Annotated in this window: 18 protein-coding genes and 1 pseudogene; 10 read left to right on the top strand and 9 right to left on the bottom strand. The window is 72.5% G+C overall.

The window, feature by feature from the left end:
* Positions 1 to 17: 17 nt before the first annotated feature.
* Together AC07CM_RS42320 and AC07CM_RS42315 are read right to left on the bottom strand one after the other, a co-directional pair.
* Complete coding sequence (locus AC07CM_RS42320) at positions 18 to 2,141, bottom strand: HEAT repeat domain-containing protein (RefSeq protein WP_478881870.1); 2,124 nt, start codon at positions 2,139 to 2,141, stop codon at positions 18 to 20.
* Between the two features lie 119 nt (positions 2,142 to 2,260).
* On the bottom strand, positions 2,261 to 3,145 hold the full coding sequence (locus tag AC07CM_RS42315) for a hypothetical protein (protein WP_478881869.1): 885 nt from the start codon (positions 3,143 to 3,145) through the stop codon (positions 2,261 to 2,263).
* Between the two features lie 129 nt (positions 3,146 to 3,274).
* Here AC07CM_RS42315 and AC07CM_RS42310 point away from each other — a divergent pair, with 129 nt between their 5' ends.
* Positions 3,275 to 4,315 (top strand): LacI family DNA-binding transcriptional regulator, encoded by a 1,041-nt coding sequence (locus AC07CM_RS42310; protein ID WP_478881868.1) that lies wholly within the window; start codon positions 3,275 to 3,277, stop codon positions 4,313 to 4,315.
* A 22-nt stretch (positions 4,316 to 4,337) separates the two neighbouring features.
* Here AC07CM_RS42310 and AC07CM_RS42305 read toward each other — a convergent pair whose 3' ends face one another.
* The gene (locus AC07CM_RS42305) at positions 4,338 to 5,129 is read right to left on the bottom strand and encodes a VOC family protein (protein WP_478881867.1); all 792 of its coding nucleotides are present in this window, start codon (positions 5,127 to 5,129) and stop codon (positions 4,338 to 4,340) included.
* A 317-nt stretch (positions 5,130 to 5,446) separates the two neighbouring features.
* Here AC07CM_RS42305 and AC07CM_RS42300 point away from each other — a divergent pair, with 317 nt between their 5' ends.
* Positions 5,447 to 5,692 (top strand): WhiB family transcriptional regulator, encoded by a 246-nt coding sequence (locus tag AC07CM_RS42300; RefSeq protein WP_478881866.1) that lies wholly within the window; start codon positions 5,447 to 5,449, stop codon positions 5,690 to 5,692.
* A 166-nt stretch (positions 5,693 to 5,858) separates the two neighbouring features.
* On the opposite strand, the gene AC07CM_RS42295 is transcribed toward AC07CM_RS42300, so the two are convergent.
* From AC07CM_RS42295 to AC07CM_RS42285, 3 genes are all read right to left on the bottom strand, one after another.
* A complete protein-coding gene (locus AC07CM_RS42295) occupies positions 5,859 to 6,833 on the bottom strand; it encodes an acyl-ACP desaturase (RefSeq protein ID WP_478881865.1) in 975 nt (324 codons plus the stop codon).
* 231 nt (positions 6,834 to 7,064) lie between these two features.
* The gene (gene ddaH / locus AC07CM_RS42290) at positions 7,065 to 7,841 is read right to left on the bottom strand and encodes a dimethylargininase (RefSeq protein ID WP_478881864.1); all 777 of its coding nucleotides are present in this window, start codon (positions 7,839 to 7,841) and stop codon (positions 7,065 to 7,067) included.
* 135 nt (positions 7,842 to 7,976) lie between these two features.
* Complete coding sequence (locus tag AC07CM_RS42285; RefSeq protein ID WP_478881863.1) at positions 7,977 to 9,602, bottom strand: ABC-F family ATP-binding cassette domain-containing protein; 1,626 nt, start codon at positions 9,600 to 9,602, stop codon at positions 7,977 to 7,979.
* A 347-nt stretch (positions 9,603 to 9,949) separates the two neighbouring features.
* Here AC07CM_RS42285 and AC07CM_RS42280 point away from each other — a divergent pair, with 347 nt between their 5' ends.
* Positions 9,950 to 10,786 (top strand): isocitrate lyase/PEP mutase family protein, encoded by an 837-nt coding sequence (locus tag AC07CM_RS42280; RefSeq protein WP_478881862.1) that lies wholly within the window; start codon positions 9,950 to 9,952, stop codon positions 10,784 to 10,786.
* A 15-nt stretch (positions 10,787 to 10,801) separates the two neighbouring features.
* On the opposite strand, the gene ssgD is transcribed toward AC07CM_RS42280, so the two are convergent.
* Positions 10,802 to 11,218, bottom strand: coding sequence for a spore wall synthesis regulator SsgD (gene ssgD / locus AC07CM_RS42275; RefSeq protein ID WP_478881861.1), 417 nt, complete (start codon positions 11,216 to 11,218; stop codon positions 10,802 to 10,804).
* Between the two features lie 186 nt (positions 11,219 to 11,404).
* Here ssgD and AC07CM_RS42270 point away from each other — a divergent pair, with 186 nt between their 5' ends.
* On the top strand, positions 11,405 to 12,508 hold the full coding sequence (locus AC07CM_RS42270) for a WD40/YVTN/BNR-like repeat-containing protein (protein ID WP_478881860.1): 1,104 nt from the start codon (positions 11,405 to 11,407) through the stop codon (positions 12,506 to 12,508).
* A 57-nt stretch (positions 12,509 to 12,565) separates the two neighbouring features.
* Positions 12,566 to 12,904 carry a plasmid stabilization protein gene (locus tag AC07CM_RS42265; protein ID WP_478881859.1) on the top strand — a complete coding sequence of 113 codons (339 nt, stop codon included), beginning with the start codon at positions 12,566 to 12,568 and terminating at the stop codon, positions 12,902 to 12,904.
* Positions 12,905 to 12,914: 10 nt separating this feature from the next.
* Here AC07CM_RS42265 and AC07CM_RS42260 read toward each other — a convergent pair whose 3' ends face one another.
* On the bottom strand, positions 12,915 to 13,211 hold the full coding sequence (locus AC07CM_RS42260; RefSeq protein ID WP_478881858.1) for a YciI family protein: 297 nt from the start codon (positions 13,209 to 13,211) through the stop codon (positions 12,915 to 12,917).
* 61 nt (positions 13,212 to 13,272) lie between these two features.
* Here AC07CM_RS42260 and AC07CM_RS42255 point away from each other — a divergent pair.
* Positions 13,273 to 13,956: pseudogene (locus tag AC07CM_RS42255) on the top strand (endonuclease V); the annotation flags it as partial.
* A 595-nt stretch (positions 13,957 to 14,551) separates the two neighbouring features.
* Entirely contained in the window at positions 14,552 to 14,698 is a 147-nt protein-coding gene (gene mmpA, locus AC07CM_RS42250; protein WP_478881857.1) for a morphogenic membrane protein MmpA, read from the top strand.
* A 6-nt stretch (positions 14,699 to 14,704) separates the two neighbouring features.
* On the opposite strand, the gene AC07CM_RS42245 is transcribed toward mmpA, so the two are convergent.
* Positions 14,705 to 15,883: a saccharopine dehydrogenase family protein gene (locus tag AC07CM_RS42245; RefSeq protein ID WP_478881856.1), complete on the bottom strand. Its 1,179-nt coding sequence runs from the start codon at positions 15,881 to 15,883 to the stop codon at positions 14,705 to 14,707.
* A gap of 203 nt (positions 15,884 to 16,086) precedes the next feature.
* Between AC07CM_RS42245 and AC07CM_RS42240 the strand changes: the two genes are divergently transcribed.
* The 3 genes from AC07CM_RS42240 to AC07CM_RS42230 all read left to right on the top strand — a co-directional run bounded on the left by AC07CM_RS42240 (position 16,087) and on the right by AC07CM_RS42230 (position 20,771).
* On the top strand, positions 16,087 to 17,265 hold the full coding sequence (locus AC07CM_RS42240) for a CaiB/BaiF CoA transferase family protein (RefSeq protein ID WP_478881855.1): 1,179 nt from the start codon (positions 16,087 to 16,089) through the stop codon (positions 17,263 to 17,265).
* Positions 17,266 to 17,337: 72 nt separating this feature from the next.
* Positions 17,338 to 18,552 carry an acetyl-CoA C-acetyltransferase gene (locus AC07CM_RS42235; protein WP_478881854.1) on the top strand — a complete coding sequence of 405 codons (1,215 nt, stop codon included), beginning with the start codon at positions 17,338 to 17,340 and terminating at the stop codon, positions 18,550 to 18,552.
* Positions 18,553 to 18,593: 41 nt separating this feature from the next.
* Entirely contained in the window at positions 18,594 to 20,771 is a 2,178-nt protein-coding gene (locus AC07CM_RS42230) for a 3-hydroxyacyl-CoA dehydrogenase NAD-binding domain-containing protein (RefSeq protein WP_478881853.1), read from the top strand.
* Positions 20,772 to 20,909: the final 138 nt, after the last annotated feature.

Raw genomic sequence — 20,909 nt, 5'->3', positions numbered from 1 at the left:
AGGTGTGTCGAAAGGCTCTAGCCGACGGCGGCACCGGCGTGCTCGCCGAACCCCGCCAATATCCGGCCGCAGTCCGCCAGAAGACCCACGTCCGCGGCGACGTCGTAGCGCATGTTGCCTCTGGAGCCGTTGTTGTTGTGGCGGCGGGGGGAGTTCAGTTCCGTGCGTATCAGCGGGAGGGCCGGGGCCGCGGCGGGGCCCATGGCGGCCAGGCAGGCGGCCATGGCGGGGCGTTCCGTAGGGATGGCCGACCACTGGCCGAGGAGCACGGGCAGCACCTCCTCCGGGTCTCCGGTGACCCGCCACAGGGCGACGGCCGCCCGGGCGGGGGTGTGATCGGCCGCGATCAGCTCGCGCAACCGGGCTGCGAGCGCAGCGCCCGACCGGCCGAGCGCTTCGGTCACGCGTATCGCGGCGGACCACTGCCACCAGGTCGGCGCACGCAGGCTGTCGTCGACCACCGGCAGCACCGCCGCGGCGTCCCCGGTCAGCGACCACAGGGCCTCGGCGACATGAATCCGGTGCTCGTCCGCGACAGCGCCGTCCTCCCACAACCGGCGGACCAGGGGCGTAGCTTCGGCCGCTCGTGAGCCGTATCGGGACAGGGCCCGCAGCACTTCCTCCGTCGTGCGGAAGTGCTCGGCGTCGCCCAGGACGCTGGTGAGCAGGGGCAGCGAGTCGGCGTGCCCGAGGACGGCCAGGGCCTGGACGAGACGGTCCAGGCCGGCACCTGGTGTGCGGTGGTCCAGCTCGGCCAGCCGGTCGTGCAGTACCGGGACGAGCGGAGCCGCCGCCTCCGGGCCGAGCGCCTCGAGCCAGCGTGGCAGTCTCTCGGGGATCTCGACCACTTCCAGGATGTGTGCGAGCGCCGGCACGATCCGGTCGTCGCCCTGCAGGGCCAGCACCTCGAAGGCCATGCCGACGGCCAGGTCCCGGAACGGTGTGCCGGTCTCCAGCGGCCGCTGCTCCCAGCTCTCCAGGTAGGCCGCCACTCCCTCGGAGATCCGGTGTGCGGCAGGTGCCAGATACCGCAGTTCGGACAGCACCGCTTTCTGCAGGCGCAGATCGTCGTCGGCGAGCAGCCGGGCCAGTGCGAGCAGCGGCTCGTCGTCGGGGGCCCGCCAACCGGTCAGCAGCCGCCCCGCCGTGCCGACGGCATGCCGGCGCTGTCGAGGGCTCGGGCTGCCCAACTGTCCGACGAGGAGCGGAAAGCGTATGTCGACGCGGTCGCGCAGCTCCGTGTGCAGCTCTTCGAGCAGGTCCGCCGCGTCGTCCAGGTCGAGGTTGCGGCGGTGCTCCGCGTGCAGCTCGCGCACGCGGGAGATGAGGGTGTCGGTGCGGGGCCGGTCCGGGGCGGCCGGCGGCGGGCCCAGTTCGTCCGTCTCCCGAGCCAGCCGCATCACGTCCAGCGCGATCTCGGCCGTGTCCGGGGGCAGTTCGCCGGGTGCGCAGCGCCCCAGCCGGGCCAGTGCCGTCATCCGCAGCTGGGGATCGGGGGTGCCGGACACCAGATCCCGCAGCACCCGGACCGCCTCGGCGCCCGGGTCGGCCGGGTGCCGCACGGCCAGCGTGCCGAGGGCACGCGCCAGCGACCGGGCGGCCTCGGGGTCGGTCTCCGCGGGCACGCGGTCGCGCAGGACGTCGAACACCCGTACGGGGTCCGGGTGCAGCCGGGCGAGCGCACCCGGTACGGCGGCGCGCACCCCGGGATCCGGATCGCCGAGCAGCCCGAGGAAGGCCCCGGCGCGCTCGCGGACCATGTCCCGCGCCACGAAGAAGTGCCTCAGCCACTCCTCGTGCTGGTCCGCGTCGAACTCCGCGAAGTCCTCCTCCTCGGTGTCCTCGGTGTCTTCGTCCTCCTCCGAGGCGTGGGCGATGCTGCACAGCAGCCCGATCACGGCACCCCGGTCGGCGACCGACGGGTTCGCGATCAGCTCGAAGAGGAAGGGGACGCAGGCGACCGTGCTGTCGTAGACATCCCCCTGGTGGTGCACCGCGCCGTACATGCCGTCCAGCGCGATCTCCCGGCGCTCCGGGTCGTTTGACGCCAGCCCCCACAGCAGCTCCGGCACATCGGTCGCCGACTCCGTGTACGCATGTCCCATCGACGCCCAGTCGACGTCGTCGATCCCCCTGAACACCTTGCCTCCCCGTGGTCCATGGCGCGTGTTCCGCCACTGATCACAGGATGCAGCACGCCACTGACAACGGGCCGGGCCTGTGGATGACCGGCCTGTGGATGACCGGCTGTGCACAATCCTCACGCGAGGTCGAGCACGTTCCACTCGGTGAGTGGTTCGGTCTGGACGTAGATCCGGGAGCCACGGGAGACGACCCGGCGCCGGCCGATCCGGCCGCCGCCGGGGCGGACCAGGCGGCCCTCGCCCACCGGCTCCACGGACGTCCCCGTCAGTCGGCAGTCGACCAACCGGTCGCGGTCGTCGCCGTACCCACCGAAGAACACGGTCCGTTCACCGTGCACGGCCAGGCCGCCGGCGCCCCGCACCGGGTTCTGCCGCACCCGTACGGTCCGGTCCTCGCCGACCTCGAGAAGCGGGAAGTCCATGTAGGGGCACGCCCACGCGGTACGGCCGGCCACGTTCAGGGCATAGCAGTCGTCGATCCAGCGCGCGCCGGGCACCGGACCGTAGGCCCACAGGGGTTCGCCCGTGACGCTCCAGCGGCGCAGGCCCGCCGCGCTCAGCTCGTCGTCGCCGTAGATGCCCTCGTCGAAGTAGGCGAGCCAGAGTTCTCCCACGCGATCCGCCAGGAGGTGTTCGATCCCGTCTCCCACACGGAACGTACGGGTCGCCCGTCCCAGTGCGTCGAACACCTGGACCTGCTGCCCGTCGTCCTTGGCCGCGCGGGCTGCCGCCAGCACGAACCCGCCGTCGGGCAGCGCCTCCAGGCGGGGACGCCAGGGCAGCACCGCGCTCAGCCAGGTCTCGTGGCACGCGCCGTCGTCCAGGGTCACCACCAGCGCGTCGTACGGATCGGCTCCCTGCCGCTCGGGCGGGAGTTCGGTGAGCAGCCAGTGCGCCCGGCCGAAGGCGTCGACCGAGCTGTGGACGATCGACCGGTCGTGGTAGCTGCGCGGCAGCCGTGCGTAGGGCGCGAGCCGCGTCTCGGGGCGCTCAGCCGGCATGAGCCTTTCTCGTCGTCATGCGGCGATGGTCACCGGGCCGCACGCTCCGGCGCAACCCCTTTTCCGAGCCCCTACGACCCGGCCCGGCACGGTTATCCTGATCGCCAGCCGCCGATGAGGAGTCCCGAAGTGACCGAGGCAGTGTCGCGTCCCACGCTGGAGGCCGTGGCAGCGCGGGCCGGGGTGTCCCGGGCCACCGTTTCACGGGTCGTCAACGGCGGGGACGGCGTCAGGGAGCCCCTGGTCGAACGGGTCCGGCAGGCGGTCGAGGAACTCGGGTACGTACCCAACCAGGCCGCCCGCAGCCTGGTGACCAAGCGGCACGACGCCGTCGCCGTCGTCATCGCCGAACCAGAGGCCCGGGTCTTCGCCGACCCCTTCTTCGCGCTGCAGCTGCGCGGCATCAGCAAGGAGCTGACCGCACACGACAACCAGCTCGTGCTGCTGCTGACCGAGGGCCGCGCCGACCACGCCCGTGTGGCCCGCTACCTCGCCGGAGGCCATGTCGACGGCGCGCTCGTCTTCTCCCTCCACCTCGACGACCCGCTGCCCGGCCTGATCCGCAACGCGGGCGTGCCCACCGTGTTCGGCGGCCGCCCCGACTGGAACGACGGCACTCCCGGCCCGGTCTACGTCGACAGCGACAACCGGGGCGGCGCCCGCGAGGCCGTACGCCATCTCGTGGGCCTCGGCCGGCGGCGGATCGCCCACATCACCGGCGCGCTGGACCAGACCTCGGCGGTGGACCGGCTCGACGGCTACCGGGACGTCATGGGCGACGCCGATCCCCGGCTCGTCGTGGAGAGCGACTTCACCCCGGGCGGCGGTGAACGCGCCATGCGGGAGCTGCTCGACCGCTGCCCGGACGTGGACGCGGTGTTCGCGGCCAACGACCTCACCGCGCTCGGCGCCCTGCGCGTGCTGCGCGAGCGGGGCCGCCGCGTGCCCGAGGACGTGGCCGTGATCGGCTTCGACGACGTACTGCCCGTCGCGGAACAGTCCGACCCGCCCCTCACCACGGTCCGTCAGGACATCGAGGAGATGGGCCGGCTGATGGCCCGCCTGCTGCTGCGCGGCCAGGCCGGCCGGGCGCGTGACGCGGCGCCGTCGGACGCGGCCGCCTCCGGCGTCGTCCTGCCGACGACCCTGATACGACGCGCGTCCGCCTAGGCGTCCCGCGGCGGGTGACGGTTCAGCCCTGCGGCGGCTCGCTCCTGATCACCGCGAAACGGACCCCGTACGGGTCGGCGAGCTTGGCCATGCGGCCCACGCCCTCCAGCGTCGTCGCAGGCATACGCACCGTGCCGCCCAGCCGTTGTGCCTTCTCGACCACGGCGTCGGTGTCCTCGACCTCGAAGTACGGCAGCCAGTACGGGCCGGCCTCCGCCTCCTTCGGGTCGTCGGCCAGCGGCACCATGCCGCCGAACATCGCGTCCTCGCCCGCGCCGCTCGGGTTGACACACGTGTACGTGCCGCCCGGGAACGGCACGCCCGAGGTCTCGAGGCCCAGGACCTGGTGGTAGAACGCCGCGGCCGCCGCGATGTCCGGCGTGTACAGCTCCACCCAGCACAGCGCGCCCGGTTCGTTCGCCACGTCCACGCCCTTGGTCTGCCCGGGTTGCCAGAGCCCGAACGGAACGCCCGCCGGGTCGGCGAGGACCGCCATGTGCCCCTGGCCCATCACGTCCATGGGCTGGAACAGCACGCGGCCGTGCGCCTGTTCGGCCGCCTTGGCGGTGGCCTGTGCGTCCTCGCTCTGGAAGTACACCGTCCAGGCCGGCGGTCCCTGCTCCGGGCCGGTCTGCATGCCGCCGGCGACGGTCCTGCCGTCCAGCTGGAAGAAGCCGTAGCCGCCGGCGTCCGGTCCCGCCGACTGGAACTGCCAGCCGAAGAGACCGCCGTAGAAGGAAAGGGCGCCGTCGAGGTCGGGGGTGCCGACGTCGATCCAGTTGGGCGCGCCGTTGACGAAACGGGTGGTGAGCATCTTCGCCCTCCTTGAAAGGGGGCCCGTGAAAGGGGTCCGGTCCTCTGCACTGCCGAGTCTGGCACCGCCCACTGACAACCGCTGCCGGGACACGGCCGCGCGCCGGAACCACGCCTGCCGTCACCCTGGGTGCCCCGCCGGGTTCTCCGGGTCTTCACACCGCTGCCGCGCGCCGCCGTGCGCGGGCATGTCCGGGGGGAGCATCATCGGGGCGGACCGCAGCTCCGGAGGGAGCGTCGACGGGCGGAAGGGGCCCCGGCCGCGCCGTTGACCGCGCGTTGATCGAACGTTTTTCGCCGCACGGCACGATCCTGGCCATGCACATCGAAACGATCACCCCGGCCGACACCGCCTGGCAGTCGCAGGCCCTGTGCGCGCAGACCGGGGCGGACTTCTTCTTCCCCGAGCCCGGCAGCTCGGTGCGCGAGGCGAAGCGCATCTGCGGCATGTGCGAGATGCGTTCCGCCTGCCTCGACTACGCGCTCGACAACGACGAACGCTTCGGCGTCTGGGGCGGCCTCTCCGAGAAGGAGCGGCTCGCCCTGCGGCGCACGTCCCGCTGACAGCGGCCACCGGGGAGCCGCCGGGCTCGGCCCGGCACGGGGTGTGACCGCTCCCTGCCGAGGGCGTGCGCGCGCGTGCGCCCTCGGCGCCACAGAGGCGGCTCGGACCGACGGCCCACGCCGCGTCGCGCGGGTGGGCCGTTCCGGTTCAGCGGGCAAGGCCCGTTCAGGCTCCTGCCCGCGCCGCCATCCGCGCCCTGCGGGCCGCCAGCCTCTCGTCGAACTTGGCGGCCTCCGTGTCCAGGCCGCCCATGAACAGGCCCAGTTCCTCCTGCGCCTGGCGGCCCTCCGGGCCGAGGCCGTCGATCTCCATGATCTTCAGGAAGCGCAGCACGGGCTGCAGGACGTCGTCGTGGTGGATGCGCAGGTTGTAGACCTCGCCGATCGCCATCTGCGCGGCGGCACGCTCGAAGCCGGGGATTCCGTGGCCGGGCATACGGAAGTTGACCACGACGTCGCGGACCGCCTGCATCGTCAGGTCGGGGGCGAGTTCGAAGGCGGCCTTCAGGAGGTTGCGGTAGAAGACCATGTGCAGGTTCTCGTCGGTCGCGATGCGGGCCAGCATGCGGTCGCAGACCGGGTCACCGGACTGGTGGCCGGTGTTGCGGTGCGAGATCCGCGTCGCCAGCTCCTGGAAGGCGACGTAGGCGATCGAGTGCAGCATCGAGTGCCGGTTGTCGGACTCGAACCCCTCGCTCATGTGCGCCATGCGGAACTGCTCCAGCTTGTCCGGGTCCACCGCGCGCGAGGTGAGCAGGTAGTCGCGCATCACGATGCCGTGCCGGCCCTCCTCGGCGGTCCAGCGGTGCACCCAGGTGCCCCATGCCCCGTCGCGGCCGAAGAGCGAGGCGATCTCGTGGTGGTAGCTGGGCAGGTTGTCCTCGGTCAGCAGGTTGACCACGAGGGCGATGCGGCCGATCTCCGTCACCTTGGACTGTTCCTTGTCCCAGGCCTCGCCGTCCTCGAACTGGCCGGGGAAGTTGCGGCCGTCGCTCCACGGCACGAACTCGTGCGGCATCCAGTCCTTGGCGACCTTCAGATGCCGGTTCAGCTCCTTCTCGACCACTTCCTCCAGCGCGTACAGCAGCCGCGCGTCGGTCCACACGGACGGGCTGCCGAGGTGAGGGGAGGTGATCGTCACGGGAACTCCAGGGGGACGCCGAACAGAAGGGGGAGAGAAAGGGGACGGTCCGGCGAGCGGTGCCGGGAAACCTACGAGATCGTAGGCTACGAAGCCGTAGGTTACGAAGCCGTAGGTTAAGGCCGCTGTAAAGATCGCTGATCAGCGGGTACGGACCGGCTTCTGGACAGCATGCCGAACAGCCCCGGGACCCGCAGGTCCCGGGGCTGTCGGAGGGACGGGACCACCCGGTCAGGCGTACAACTCCCGCAGGCGCACCGAGAGACACGTCACACAACCCTCGAGCTTCTCGAACTCGCCGATGTCCACCGTGACCACCTCGTGGCCGAGGTCGGTCAGCAGCTCCGCCGTCTTCGGGGCGCTCGCCGCCATGAGCAGCTTGTGGCCGCCGAGCAGCACCACGTGCGCGCCCGACTCCTCCGGCACCGCCAGGAAGCCCGGGAACAGCGACGGCCGGTCGACCTGCGGAATGTGCCCGATGACGGTTCCGTCCGGCAGCGCGGTGACCGCCGACTTCAGGTGCAGCACCTTGCTCACCGGAACGGCCACGACGCGCGCGCCCAGAGGCTCGAAGGCGGCCCGCAGCTGCTGCACGCCGGCCGCGTTGGTGCGCCCGCCCCGGCCGACGTAGACGGTGTCGCCCACCTTCAGGACGTCACCGCCGTCCAGGGTGCCCGGCTCCCATATCCAGTTCACCGAGCAGCCGAGCCGCGCGACCGCCTCCTCGACACCGGCGGTCTCCGCGCGCCGGGACTCGGCACCGGGCCGGGTGATCAACGCCACGTTCTTGTACATCACGACGGTGTCCTCGACGAACACCGAGTCCGGGCAGTCGTCCTCCGGGTCGACCTCGATCGTGTCCCAGCCGTGCGCGCCGAGCGCCTCGACATAGGCCTCCCACTGCTCGACGGCGAGGTCCGCGTCGACCTTCTCCCGCTCGATGTGCGTCACCAGGCCTTCGGCGAGGCGCGGGCTGGGGCGGCGGACGAGGGCCTTCTTGCTGGGCACGAGGGGCCTTTCGAATCGGCGGTGCGGTTCCGGCGCCCGTGAAGGGCGCCGGTCCGCCATCATGCAGGGCGCTCCGGCCTGGACAAAACCCTCGTTGTCAGGCTGTGCCCCTCCTGAGACTCCCCGTCGCGCCGGTCAGGCCGGATCCGCGAAAGCCTCGGGCGTGGTCTCCTTCAGTCCTCCGTCCTCCATCAGCAGCCACCGGGTGATGCCGATCGACTCCAGGAACGGCAGGTCGTGGCTGGCGACGAGCAGGGCACCCTCGTACGACTCCAGGGCCGAGGTCAGCTGCCGGACGCTCGCCATGTCCAGGTTGTTGGTCGGCTCGTCCAGCAGGAGCAACTGGGGTGCGGGCTCGGCGAGCATCAGAGCGGCCAGGGCCGCCCGGAAGCGTTCGCCGCCGGAGAGCGTCCCTGCCTTCTGGTCGGCCCGTGCGCCCCGGAACAGGAAGCGGGCCAGCCGCGCCCGGATCCGGTTGTTGGTGGCGCCGGGCGCGAACCGGGCCACGTTCTCGGCGACCGTCAGCTCGTCGTCCAGCACGTCCAGGCGCTGCGGCAGGAATCGCAGCGGGACGTGCGCCCGCGCCTCGCCGGCCACCGCCGCCAGATCCCCGGCGACGGTCCGCAGCAGGGTCGTCTTGCCGGCGCCGTTGCGTCCGACGAGCGCGATCCGCTCCGGGCCGCGCAGGTCGAGGATCCCCTCGACGCGCGCCCCGTAGGCCGTCTCCAGGTTCTCCAGGGTGAGCACCTCCCGGCCGGGCGGCACGGCCGTGTACGGCAGGTCGACACGGATCTCGTCGTCGTCGCGCACGGCGTCCACCGCGTCGTCCAGACGCTCCCTCGCCCCGGCGAGCCGCTCCTCGTGCATGAGGCGGTGCTTGCCCGCGGACTCCTGGGCGGCGCGCCTGCGAGCCCCCATGACGATCTTCGGTTCGCGCTTCTGCTCGAACATCTTCTGCCCGTACCGCCTGCGGCGGGCCAGCTTGACCTGGGCGTCGGCGAGTTCACGCTTCTGCTTGCGCACGTCCGCCTCGGCGACGCGCACCATCCGTTCGGCCGCCTCCTGCTCCACGGCGAGTGCCTCCTCGTAGGCCGAGAAGTTGCCGCCGTACCAGGCGACCTCACCGGAGCGCAGCTCGGCGATCTGGTCGACGAGGTCCAGGAGTTCGCGGTCGTGACTGACCACGACGAGCACGCCGGGCCAGGAGGCGACGGCCGCGTACAGCCGCCGGCGCGCGTACACGTCGAGGTTGTTGGTGGGCTCGTCCAGGAGCAGGACGTCCGGGCGGTGCAGCAGCAGCGCGGCCAGGCGCAGCAGCACCGACTCGCCGCCGGACACCTCGCCGACGGTACGGTCCAGGCCGATGTGGCCGAGGCCGAGTTCGCCGAGGGTGACCAGGGCCCGCTCCTCGACGTCCCAGTCGTCGCCGACGGTCTCGAAGTGCTCCTCGGACACGTCGCCCGCCTCGATGGCGTGCAGGGCGACCCGCCGGGCGGCGATGCCGAGGGCCTCGTCGACCCGGAGCGTGGTGTCGAGCGTGACGTTCTGCGGCAGGTGGCCGACCTCGCCGGTCACCCTGACGGTGCCGTCGGCCGGAGTGAGCTCGCCTGCGAGCAGCTTCAACAGGGTGGACTTCCCCGATCCGTTGACGCCGACGAGGCCGGTCCGGCCGGGGCCGAACGCGATGTCGAGGCCGTCGAACACGGGGGTGCCGTCGGGCCAGGCGAAGGACAGGGACGTGCAGGTGAGAGAAGTAGACATGAGGCCTCGCGGTTGCTGGGTGCGGTCTGGGCGGGCGCTTGTCGAGACACCGCGAGGCGGAAGCCGAAGGGCCTGGGGCACGGGGGGCCATGAAAAAAGGCCTGTGCCGGAGGACGGCTCGGACGCCGAGGTCGAACGCCACGCACACCTCACCGGTGTGAGCGCGGTGTCTCAGGACCTCAGACGAGCAACGTCCTTCTCCAATCGACGGCAACAGGACCTCGTACACCGTAAGAGCGGCGCGGAAAGGGTGTCAACGCAATTAGTCGCGAGCCGCCGGACCGGGCCCACGTTCGCGTCGGATTCCTGCCAGCGGCCGCCCCGCCCCGGCTGGTTGGCTTGCCCCCATGACACTTCGGTACCCGCTGCACGACCTCGCCCTGTCCTTCCGCGCCCTGCACGTGCCCGGCCGTCCGCTCGTCCTGCCGAACGCCTGGGACCCGGTGAGCGCCGCCGTCGTCGTGGAGGCCGGCGCGCCCGCCGTGGCGACCACCAGCGCGGGGCTCGCCTGGGCGCTCGGCACGGCCGACGGGGACCGGCTCGACCGGGACCGCGCTATCGAGGCCGTCGCCCGGATCGCGGACGCCGTACGCGGAGTCCCGGTCACCGCCGACATCGAGGGCGGCTACGCCGAGGACGCCGCAGGGGTGGCCGAAACCGTGCGGGCGGCGATCGTCGCGGGGGCGGTCGGCGTCAACATCGAGGACGGCCGCCACGAGGCGGGCGGTGAGCCCCTGAGGCCGGTCGCCGAACAGGCGGAGCGGATCGCCGCCGCCCGAGCGACCGCCGACAGCGCGCGCGTGCCGCTGTTCGTCAACGCGCGGATCGACACCTTCCTGCGCGGTGCCGGGGGAGTGGACGTCACCCTGGAGCGGGCCGCGGCCTTCCTGGCCGCAGGCGCAGACGGGATCTTCGTCCCCGGGGCCGTCGACCCGGAGACGGTCGAGGCTCTCGTCGCGGGCATCGACGGACCCGTCAATGTGCTGGTGGGCCCCGGCGCGCCGACGGTCGCCGAGCTGGCCGCGCTCGGCGTCGCCCGGATCAGCGCCGGCTCGGGCATCGCCGAGGCCGCCCACGCCCTGGTCCGCCGCGCCGCGCGGGAGCTGCTGCGGGAGGGGACGTACGGGACGCTGGCCGGCGGGTTCGACTACGGCGAACTGAACGCGCTCCTCACGCGCGCGTAGAGCGTCGCGGGTGGGTCAGCAGGCGTCCCGCATCAGCTCGTCCAGGTCGTTGTCGAGGTCCAGCTGGAGGTGCTCGAGACCGACCGGCACCAGGTCGCCGGTCGCCTCGAGGAACCGCCGGATCTCTCCGGACCGCACGTGCACGATCGCGGTGCCCTCGGGCGCGTGGAACTCCAGGACGGTGCGGTCGTAGCCGTACGGCCGCACCCGCACGTCCCCGAAGCCCTCCGCGCCGTGCAGCCCGGCCGCGAGGAGTTCGCGGGAGAAGGTCCAGCAGACCTCTACACCCTCCAGCGTGGCCGGGGCTGGGAAGGTCATGCGGACGGCGAACGGATCGCGCCGGTCGTAGCACAGCGTCGCGGGGATGCTCGGCATGCGTGGTGCGGCGGCGACGAGGCGTGCCTCTACGGGCTGCTCGATGACGGTGGACAACGCCTTGCTCCCTCGTGACGGCTGGATGTACTTCCGGGTGTGTGACCTGGCACTGGAAGAGACGATGGAATCGGCCGATCCGTGCACACCGGGAACGAGTGACCTCGGTCACCGCGTTCATGCATGGTCACGCGGCCGCGAAGGTCCTCTGGACGGCGGCGGGCCGGTGGGCTAGCTTCGCCCGCCATGAGGCGCTTGGGGAGCACGCGACGCAGGGGACGGACGGCCCGGCTGGTGGCGGCGGGGGTGGCGTGCGGAGCGGCGCTGGCCGCGCTGACGGCACCGGTCGCGGAGGCGGGGCAGCGCGGGCACGGGGCCGTGCACTGGGAGGCGAAGAACAGCGGCGCCCCGCAGACGCGCTTCCGCGGGCTGGCAGCCGTGAACCGCGACACCGCCTGGCTGGCCGGTACCGGAGGCACCGTACTGCGCACCACCGACGGCGGGGCGAGCTGGCGGAACGTCTCTCCGCCCGGCGCGGCCGACCTGCAGTTCCGGGACGTCGAGGCGTTCGACGCGCGGCGCGCCGTGGTGCTCGCCATCGGCGAGGGCGAGGCCTCCCGTGTCTACCGCACCGACGACGGCGGCGCGACCTGGACCGAGTCCTTCCGCAACTCCGACCCGAAGGCGTTCTACGACTGCCTCGCCTTCTTCGACCGCCGGCACGGTCTCGCCATGAGCGACCCGGTGGACGGCAGGTTCCGCATCCTGTCCACCGGTGACGGCGGCCGCTCCTGGCGGGTGCTGCCCGCCGACGGCATGCCGGCCGCCCTCGACGGCGAGGCCGGCTTCGCGGCGAGCGGCCAGTGCCTGGTCACCTCCGGGCCGAAGGACGTCTGGCTGGCGACCGGCGGCGGCGCGCACGCGCGCGTGCTGCACTCCGCCGACCGCGGACTGACCTGGACGGCCGCCGACACCCCTGTTCCCGCGGGCGATTCGGCCAAGGGCGTCTTCGCGCTGGCCTTCCGCGACCGCACCCACGGCATCGCGGTCGGCGGCGACTACCGCGCGGACCAGCCCTCGCCGCAGGCCGCCGCGGTCACCGCCGACGGCGGCCGCACCTGGCGCCCCGCCGCCACCCCGCCGCCCGCCTACCGCTCCGGCGCCGCCTGGCTGCCGCACAGCCGTGGCGCCGCGCTCGCCGTGGGGCCCACCGGCACCGACCTGACCACCGACGGCGGCCGGACCTGGCGGACCATCGACACCGGCTCGTACGACACCGTGGACTGCACCCCGGACCTGAGCTGCTGGGCGGCCGGGGAACACGGACGGGTGGCCCGGCTGGAGCACTGACGTAAACGCGTGGAACCCGGGTACTCGTCCGCCACCAGAAGGAGGAAGGGAGCGATCATGCCTGCCGGTTCAAGCTCCAAGCGGGAGCGACAGTACGAGCACATCAAGGAAAGCGCGCAGGACCGGGGCGAGAGCACCAAGCGCGCCGAGGAGATCGCCGCCCGGACCGTGAACAAGGAACGCGCCCGCTCCGGCGAGTCCAAGTCCGCGAGCCGCAGTTCGACGCAGGACATGTCGTCCAGCAAGCGCGGTGGACAGCGCTCCGGCAACCGGACCGGCTCCCAGGGCCCGACCCGTGACCAGCTGTACAACGAGGCCAAGCAGCGCGGCATCGAGGGCCGTTCGAACATGAACAAGGACCAGCTGCAGCGCGCGCTGAACGCCAAGAAGAGCTGACCCCGACGGGTCAGCTCAGGGTCTGCCGGTGCTGTGCCAGCTCGGGGACCGTCTTCGTGGCGACGAACTCCGTGATGCGGTAGGCGCACACCCCGGCGGCGACGAACGGGTCGCCCGCGGCGACCTCCTCGATACGGGCGCGGTCCTCCGCGACGGCCAGGATCACTCCTCCGTCGCGGGGGTTCTTGCGTCCGGAGGCGAGGAAGAAACCCTTCTCGTACTGCTCGTCGAGCCATGCCGAGTGCGCCGGAAGCACGGCGTCCACGGCGTCGAGCGGGGCGGTGTAGGACAGCTCCAGTACGAACATGATCACGAGCCTACCCCCGCGGACCGACAGGGCGTCCGCTGACCGTACAGTCTTGGCCATCATGACGACCGTAGGCGTACCCGCGGGCTGGCCCGCGACCGAGGACGAGGCCCGCGCCGTACAGGACGAACTGCGCGGGCGGGTGGTGCTCGACGAGCCGGGACCGCCCCCGGGGACGGGCCATGTCACCGGTGTGGACGTCGCATACGACGACGAACTGGACCTCGTCGCCGCGGCGGCCGTCGTCCTGGACGCGGCCACCCTGCGGGTCGTCGCCGAGACCACGGCCGTCGGCCGGATCTCCTTCCCGTACGTTCCCGGGCTGCTCGCCTTCCGCGAACTGCCGACCGTACGGGCCGCCCTGGACGCCCTGCCCTGCCCGCCGGGCCTTGTCGTGTGCGACGGCTACGGCCTCGCCCACCCGCGCCGCTTCGGCCTCGCCAGCCACCTCGGCGTGCTCACGGACCTGCCGACCATCGGCGTCGCCAAGAACCCGTTCACCTTCGCGTACGACGACCCCGGGCCCGCCCGGGGCAGTGCCGTACCGCTTCTTGCGGGCGCCGAGGAGGTCGGCCGCGCCCTGCGCACCCGGGACGGCGTCAAACCGGTCTTCGTCTCCGTCGGCCACCGGGTCGGCCTGGACAACGCACTCGCGCACACGCTGTCGCTGACCCCGAAGTACCGGCTGCCGGAGACGACGCGCCGGGCGGACTCGCTGTGCAGGCGGGCGTTGAAGGAGGCGACCCGTCCCAGGAGCCCCCTCGCCGAGCGGGCGGCGGCGGACCCGGACCGCAGCTGGGGCCGCACCCTGTACGAGCGCCGACGCGACCCGGTGACCTGGGCGGGCCGGGTGCTCGGGGCCGCGGCCGAGGGGCTGGGCCGGACAGCGGAGATCGAGGCGGCCCTGGAACTGGCCGCCGACCGCGACCGGTGGATCCGGGGGCGTGAGGTGTTCGAACTGATCCGACGTGGCACGCCCCTGCCCGAGGAACAGCCCACGGCCGAGCGGCTGCTGCTGTTCCGCCTCGCGGAACAGGTCGCCAAGGTCGCCCACAACGCGGCCGGGCCCCCGCCGTTCTTCGACCACCACGCCGGCTGGGACATCGGCCCCCTCGCACACCGGCTCGCCGTGCTCACGCAGGACGCCGCCGTGCGGGACCGGATCGCGGACGCGCTGGGGGACTGGCCCACGCCCGGCTCCGGCGACGACGCTCCCCGGGCGGCGGAGCGGCACCGGTCGACGGGCGGCTGAGCACCCGGCCGTCGGCCGGCGGCTGAGTACCCGGACTGAGTATCCCTACGGATGTGTGCGCCCTGGGGCGGTCGGCAGGCTGTGCCGCATGACGACGCACCGTGCACCCAAGCCCCTCGCCGACCCGAACCGGCCTGTCGAGCGTGCCGTGAACGCCGCGCTCGCACTCGCCGTCCTCGCGGGCTTCGGTTGGATCTGCGGGATGATATACACCCTGGTGCAGTGGCCCCTGTAGGACCGCTCAGCGGCTTGCCGCCACCCGGAAGACGATCCCCGCGGCACGCAGCCGCTCGATCAGCGCGTCGCCCATCGCGGCGGCCGTGGTGACCTGCCCGGCGGTCGGCGGCAGCTCGTCGAAGGCCAGGCTGAGGGCCGCCTCGGCGAACATCTTCGCCGTCTCGTCGTAGCCCGGGTCGCCGCCCGCGACCTCGGTGAAGACACGCCGTCCGCCGCCCTCGCCGACGAAGCGCACCCTGAACCAGCTCTTCGCCCGCTTCTCGGCGCTGGGCCCGTCACCGGGTTCGAGGCGCTCGGACAACCAGCGCCGGGCGGCCGGCAGCTGGGCGGCGGCCGCGACGGCGCCCACGGCCGCGACCCCGCCCGCGGCGACCGGGAGATGCCGGACCGCCGCGTAGTGCCGGTAGCGGAAGTCCGGGCCGTACCGGTCCAGGGCCCTCGCCGAGCGGCGCACGATCTGCGGGTCGATGGTCGGCAGCGGCAGCGCCCAGGCGCCGACCTCCCTGGCGAACCGCGGCAGGCCCGTCGGTGCGGCCACCCGGCGCTCGAACAGGCGCGGCTCGTGCCGGTGGCGTTCGCGGGCCGCGGCCAGCAGCTGCCGGCCGCGCGCGAACTGGTTCAGGGCCGAGGCCAGGGTGCCTCCGGAGAAGGTCGCGTCGGCGGTCACGAACCCGTCCACCGTCAGCGGTACGCCCTCCGGCAGTTGCCGGACCGTGAAGTACACGCCCAGGTCGTGCGGTACGGAGTCGAAGCCGCAGGCGTGCAGGAGACGCGCGCCGGTCTCACGCGCGCGTGCGTCGTGCCGGACGTACATCAGGTCCACGAACTCGGGCTCGCCGGTCAGGTCGAGGTAGTCGGTCCCGGTGTCCGCGCAGGCGGCGACGAGTTCCTCGCCGTAGGTGACGTAGGGACCCACGGTCGTGGCCACCACGCGCGCCTGCTCGGCGAGCGCGCGCAGGCCGGCCGGCTCGTTCACGTCGGCCCGCAGCACCCCGATGCCGGAGCCGCCGGGGAGCCGTTCGCGCAGCCGCCGCAGCTTCTTCTCGTCCCGGCCCGCGATCGCCCAGCGCAGGTCCGCGGGGGCGTGCGCGGCGAGGTACTCCGCCGTGAGCGTGCCGACGAAGCCGGTGGCTCCGAAGAGCACGATGTCGTAGGGACGGTCCGTCCTGTTCAGCCTGCTCATGACACCCCTTGGTCTCCAGCCGCGCCGCTGTCGGTGGCTGAGGTTAGCGTGAGGGGTGCGGTCCCGTTGATGCGGCCTCCGGTGGGGCCGGCCGGGCACTTGGCTAAGCGCTTGCTCGTTCAGGTCTTGTGTCCGGTGGAACGTGTTCTTAGCATCACTGGTGTTACATCATTGGTGTCACATGTGCTTGGGGGCAGGACGGCATGACGACGGCGAAGACGCCGAAGCCACCGGAGACGGGGCGGACGTCGGGAGACGGCCCGCTCTGCGGCGTGCGCGTGGTGGAGCTGGCCGGCATCGGGCCGGGCCCGTTCGCCGCCATGCTCCTCGCCGACCTCGGCGCCGACGTCGTCCGGGTGGACCGCCCCGACGGCCCGGGCCTCGCGATCGACCCCGCGTACGACGTGACCAACCGCAACAAGCGATCGGTGGTCGTCGACCTCAAGGCGCCCGACGGCCCCGCGCGCGTCCTGGACCTCGCCGAACGGGCCGACATCCTCATCGAGGGATACCGGCCCCGAGTGGCCGAGCGGCTCGGCGTCGGCCCGGATGCCTGCCACGCCCGCAACCCCCGTCTGGTCTACGGCCGGATGACCGGCTGGGGCCAGGAAGGCCCCCTCGCGGACCGCGCCGGGCACGACGTGGCGTACATCGCCCTCACCGGCACCCTCGGCATGATCGGCCGGCCGGACGAGCCCCCGGCCGTCCCCGCCAACCTGCTCGGCGACTACGCGGGCGGCTCGCTCTACCTCGTCGTCGGCGTCCTCGCCGCCCTCCACCACGCGCGTGCGACCGGCGCGGGCCAGGTCGTGGACGCGGCCATCGTGGACGGCACGGCTCACCTGTCCGCCATGATCCACGGCATGCTGGCCGCCGGCGGCTGGCAGGACCGGCGCGGTGCCAACCTCCTGGACGGCGGCTGCCCGTACTACGGCACCTACGAGACCGCCGACGGCGGGTACATGGCGGTCGGCGCCCTGGAGGCGCGGTTCTACGAGGAGTTCCTGCGCCTGCTCGACCTGGACGACCTGGCCCCCGCCCGCAAGGACTGGACCCGCTGGGGCGAGCTGCGCGAACGCGTCGCCGCCCGCTTCAAGTCCCGTACCCGCGACGAGTGGACGGTCGTCTTCGAGGGCTCCGACGCCTGCGTGGCGCCCGTGCTCTCCCTGCGCGAGGCCCCGCACCACCCGCACCTCGCCGCCCGCGGCACCTTCACCGACCACACCGGCATCACCCAGCCGGCCCCCGCCCCCCGCTTCTCCGCGACCCCCACCACCGTGCGCACCGGGCCGGCCCTGCCGGGCGCCGACACGGAGACGGTGGCGCGGGACTGGGGCATACCTGACCTCGTGAACGACGAGCTCGTCGCCGACGGCGACTGACCCCGGCACCTCGACGACCCTCCGCCCTCGGCGACCGACCCCGCTCGGCCCACCCTCCCGAAAGGCACACCAGTGAGCACCGAAGCGTACGTGTACGACGCGATCCGCACCCCGCGCGGCCGCGGCAAGGCGAACGGCGCCCTGCACGGAACGAAGCCCATCGACCTGGTCGTCGGCCTCATCCACGAGATCCGCGACCGCTTCCCGGGCCTCGACCCCGCGGCGATCGACGACATCGTGCTCGGCGTCGTCGGCCCCGTCGGCGACCAGGGCTCCGACATCGCCCGGATCGCCGCGATCGCCGCCGGACTGCCGGACACGGTCGCGGGCGTCCAGGAGAACCGCTTCTGTGCCTCGGGCCTGGAGGCCGTCAACCTGGCCGCCATGAAGGTCCGCTCGGGCTGGGAGGACCTGGTGCTGGCCGGCGGCGTGGAGTCCATGTCGCGCGTGCCGATGGCCTCGGACGGCGGCGCCTGGTTCAACGACCCGATGACCAACCTGGCCGTCAACTTCGTGCCGCAGGGCATCGGCGCCGACCTCATCGCCACCATCGAGGGCTTCTCCCGCCGGGACGTCGACGAGTACGCCGCCCTGTCCCAGGAGCGCGCCGCGACCGCCTGGAAGGAGGGCCGCTTCGACCGCTCCGTGGTCCCGGTCAAGGACCGCAGCGGCCTGGTCGTCCTCGACCACGACGAGCACCCGCGACCCGGCACCACCGCCGACTCCCTCGCCAAGCTCAAGCCGTCCTTCGCGGACATCGGCGAGCTGGGCGGCTTCGACGCGGTCGCCCTGCAGAAGTACCACTGGGTGGAGAAGATCGACCACGTGCACCACGCGGGCAACTCCTCCGGCATCGTGGACGGCGCCTCGCTGGTCGCTATCGGCTCCAAGGAGGTCGGTGAGCGCCACGGCCTCACCCCGCGCGCGCGGATCGTCTCCGCCGCCGTCTCCGGCTCCGAGCCGACCATCATGCTCACCGGCCCCGCCCCCGCCACGCGCAAGGCGCTCGCCAAGGCCGGCCTGACCATCGACGACATCGACCTGGTCGAGATCAACGAGGCGTTCGCCGCGGTCGTGCTGCGCTTCGTGAAGGACATGGGCCTGTCCCTGGACAAGGTCAACGTCAACGGCGGCGCCATCGCCCTCGGCCACCCGCTCGGCGCGACCGGCGCGATGATCCTCGGCTCGCTCATCGACGAACTGGAGCGCCAGGACAAGCGCTACGGCCTCGCCACCCTGTGCGTGGGCGGCGGCATGGGCATCGCCACCATCGTCGAACGCATCTGAACTCCCCGCGGAATCACGAGACCTCAACGGAGACGACTGTCATGACCGAGAGCACCACCATCCGCTGGGAGCAGGACGACACCGGTGTCGTCACCCTCGTCCTCGACGACCCCAACCAGTCCGCGAACACCATGAACCAGGCGTTCCGCGACTCCCTCGCCGCGATCACCGACCGGCTCGAGGCCGAGCGGGAGTCGATCCGCGGCGTCATCTTCACCTCGGCGAAGAAGACCTTCTTCGCGGGCGGCGACCTGCGCGACCTGATCCGGGTCACGCCCGAGACCGCCCAGGACCTGTTCGACGGCGGCCTCGCCATCAAGCGCAACCTGCGCCGCATCGAGACCCTCGGCAAGCCGGTCGTCGCGGCGATCAACGGCGCGGCCCTCGGCGGCGGTTTCGAACTCGCCCTCGCCTGCCATCACCGCGTCGCCCTCGACACCTCGGGGACGAAGATCGGCTGCCCCGAGGTCACCCTCGGCCTGCTCCCCGGCGGCGGCGGAGTCGTCCGCACGGTACGGCTGCTGGGCATCGCGGACGCCCTGCTGAAGGTGCTCCTCCAGGGCACGCAGTACAACGCGCGACGCGCCCAGGAGAACGGTCTCGTCCACGAGGTCGCGGCCACCCCGGAGGAACTGCTCGCCAAGGCCCGCGCCTTCATCGACGCCAACCCCGAGTCCCAGCAGCCCTGGGACAGGCCCGGCTACAGGATCCCCGGCGGCACCCCGGCCAACCCCAAGTTCGCCGCCAACCTGCCGGCCTTCCCGGCCACGCTGCGCAAGCAGACCAACGGCGCCCCGTACCCGGCGCCGCGCAACATCCTCGCGGCGGCCGTCGAGGGCTCCCAGGTCGACTTCGAGACCGCCCAGGTCATCGAGGCCCGCTACTTCGTCGAGCTGGCCGCCGGGCAGACCTCGAAGAACATGATCCAGGCGTTCTTCTTCGACCTCCAGGCCGTCAACTCCGGCGCCAACCGCCCGAAGGGCATCGAGCGCCGCCAGGCCCGCAAGGTCGCCGTCCTCGGCGCCGGCATGATGGGCGCCGGCATCGCCTACTCGTGCGCCCGCGCGGGCATCGACGTCGTCCTGAAGGACGTCGCCCTGGAGGCGGCCGTCAAGGGCAAGGGCTACTCCGAGAAGCTGTGCGCCAAGGCCGTCGCCAAGGGCCGCACCAGCCAGGAGAAGGCCGACGCGCTCCTCGCCCGCATCACCCCCACCGCCGACGTGGCCGACCTCGTCGGCTGCGACGCGGTCATCGAGGCCGTCTTCGAGGACACGGCGCTCAAGCACAAGGTGTTCCAGGAGATCGAGTCCGTCGTCGACCCCGACGCGCTGCTGTGCTCCAACACCTCCACCCTGCCCATCACCGCACTCGCCGAGGGCGTGCAGCGCCAGACCGACTTCATCGGGCTGCACTTCTTCTCGCCGGTCGACAAGATGCCGCTGGTCGAGATCATCAAGGGCGAGCGCACCGGCGACGAGGCCCTCGCGCGGGCCTTCGACCTGGTCCGGCAGATCAACAAGACGCCGATCGTCGTCAACGACTCCCGCGGCTTCTTCACCTCCCGGGTGATCGGCCACTTCATCAACGAGGGCGTCGCGATGGTCGGCGAGGGCGTCGAGCCCGCCTCCGTGGAGCAGGCCGCCGCGCAGGCCGGCTACCCGGCCAAGGTGCTCTCCCTCATGGACGAGCTGACCCTCACCCTGCCCCGCAAGATCCGCAACGAGTCGAGGCGTGCCGTCGAGGAAGCGGGCGGCACCTGGGAGGCGCACCCGGCAGAGGCGGTCATCGACCGCCTGGTCGACGAGTTCGGCCGCCCCGGCCGCAGCGGCGGCGGCGGCTTCTACGACTACGCGGAGGACGGGAAGCGGGCCGGGCTCTGGCCGGGCCTGCGTGAGCACTTCACCAAGCCCGGGTACGAGATCCCGTTCCGGGACATGCAGGAGCGGATGCTCTTCTCCGAGGCGCTCGACACCGTCCGCCTGCTCGAAGAGGGCGTCCTGACCTCCGTCGCCGACGCCAACATCGGCTCGATCTTCGGCATCGGCTTCCCCGGCTGGACCGGCGGCATCCTGCAGTACATCAACGGCTACGAGGGCGGACTGCCGGGCTTCGTGGCACGCGCGCGTGAACTCGCCGACCGCTACGGCGACCGGTTCACCCCGCCGGCGCTGCTGGTGGAGAAGGCCGAGAAGGGGGAGACCTTCACCGACGCCCGCTGAGCCCGGCGCCCGACGCCGGGCCGCCGTCGCCCCCGGTGGGGGGGGGGGGGGGGGAACACTCTCCGTTCTGGGGACCGGGTGGGGTTCGGGGAGGGCACTACGGGGGGGGGGAGCGGGCCACGGGGGGAGAGAGACGAA

The organism is Streptomyces sp. NPDC044061 (assembly GCF_056434305.1).
This window is presented reverse-complemented; position numbering and strand designations above follow the sequence as displayed.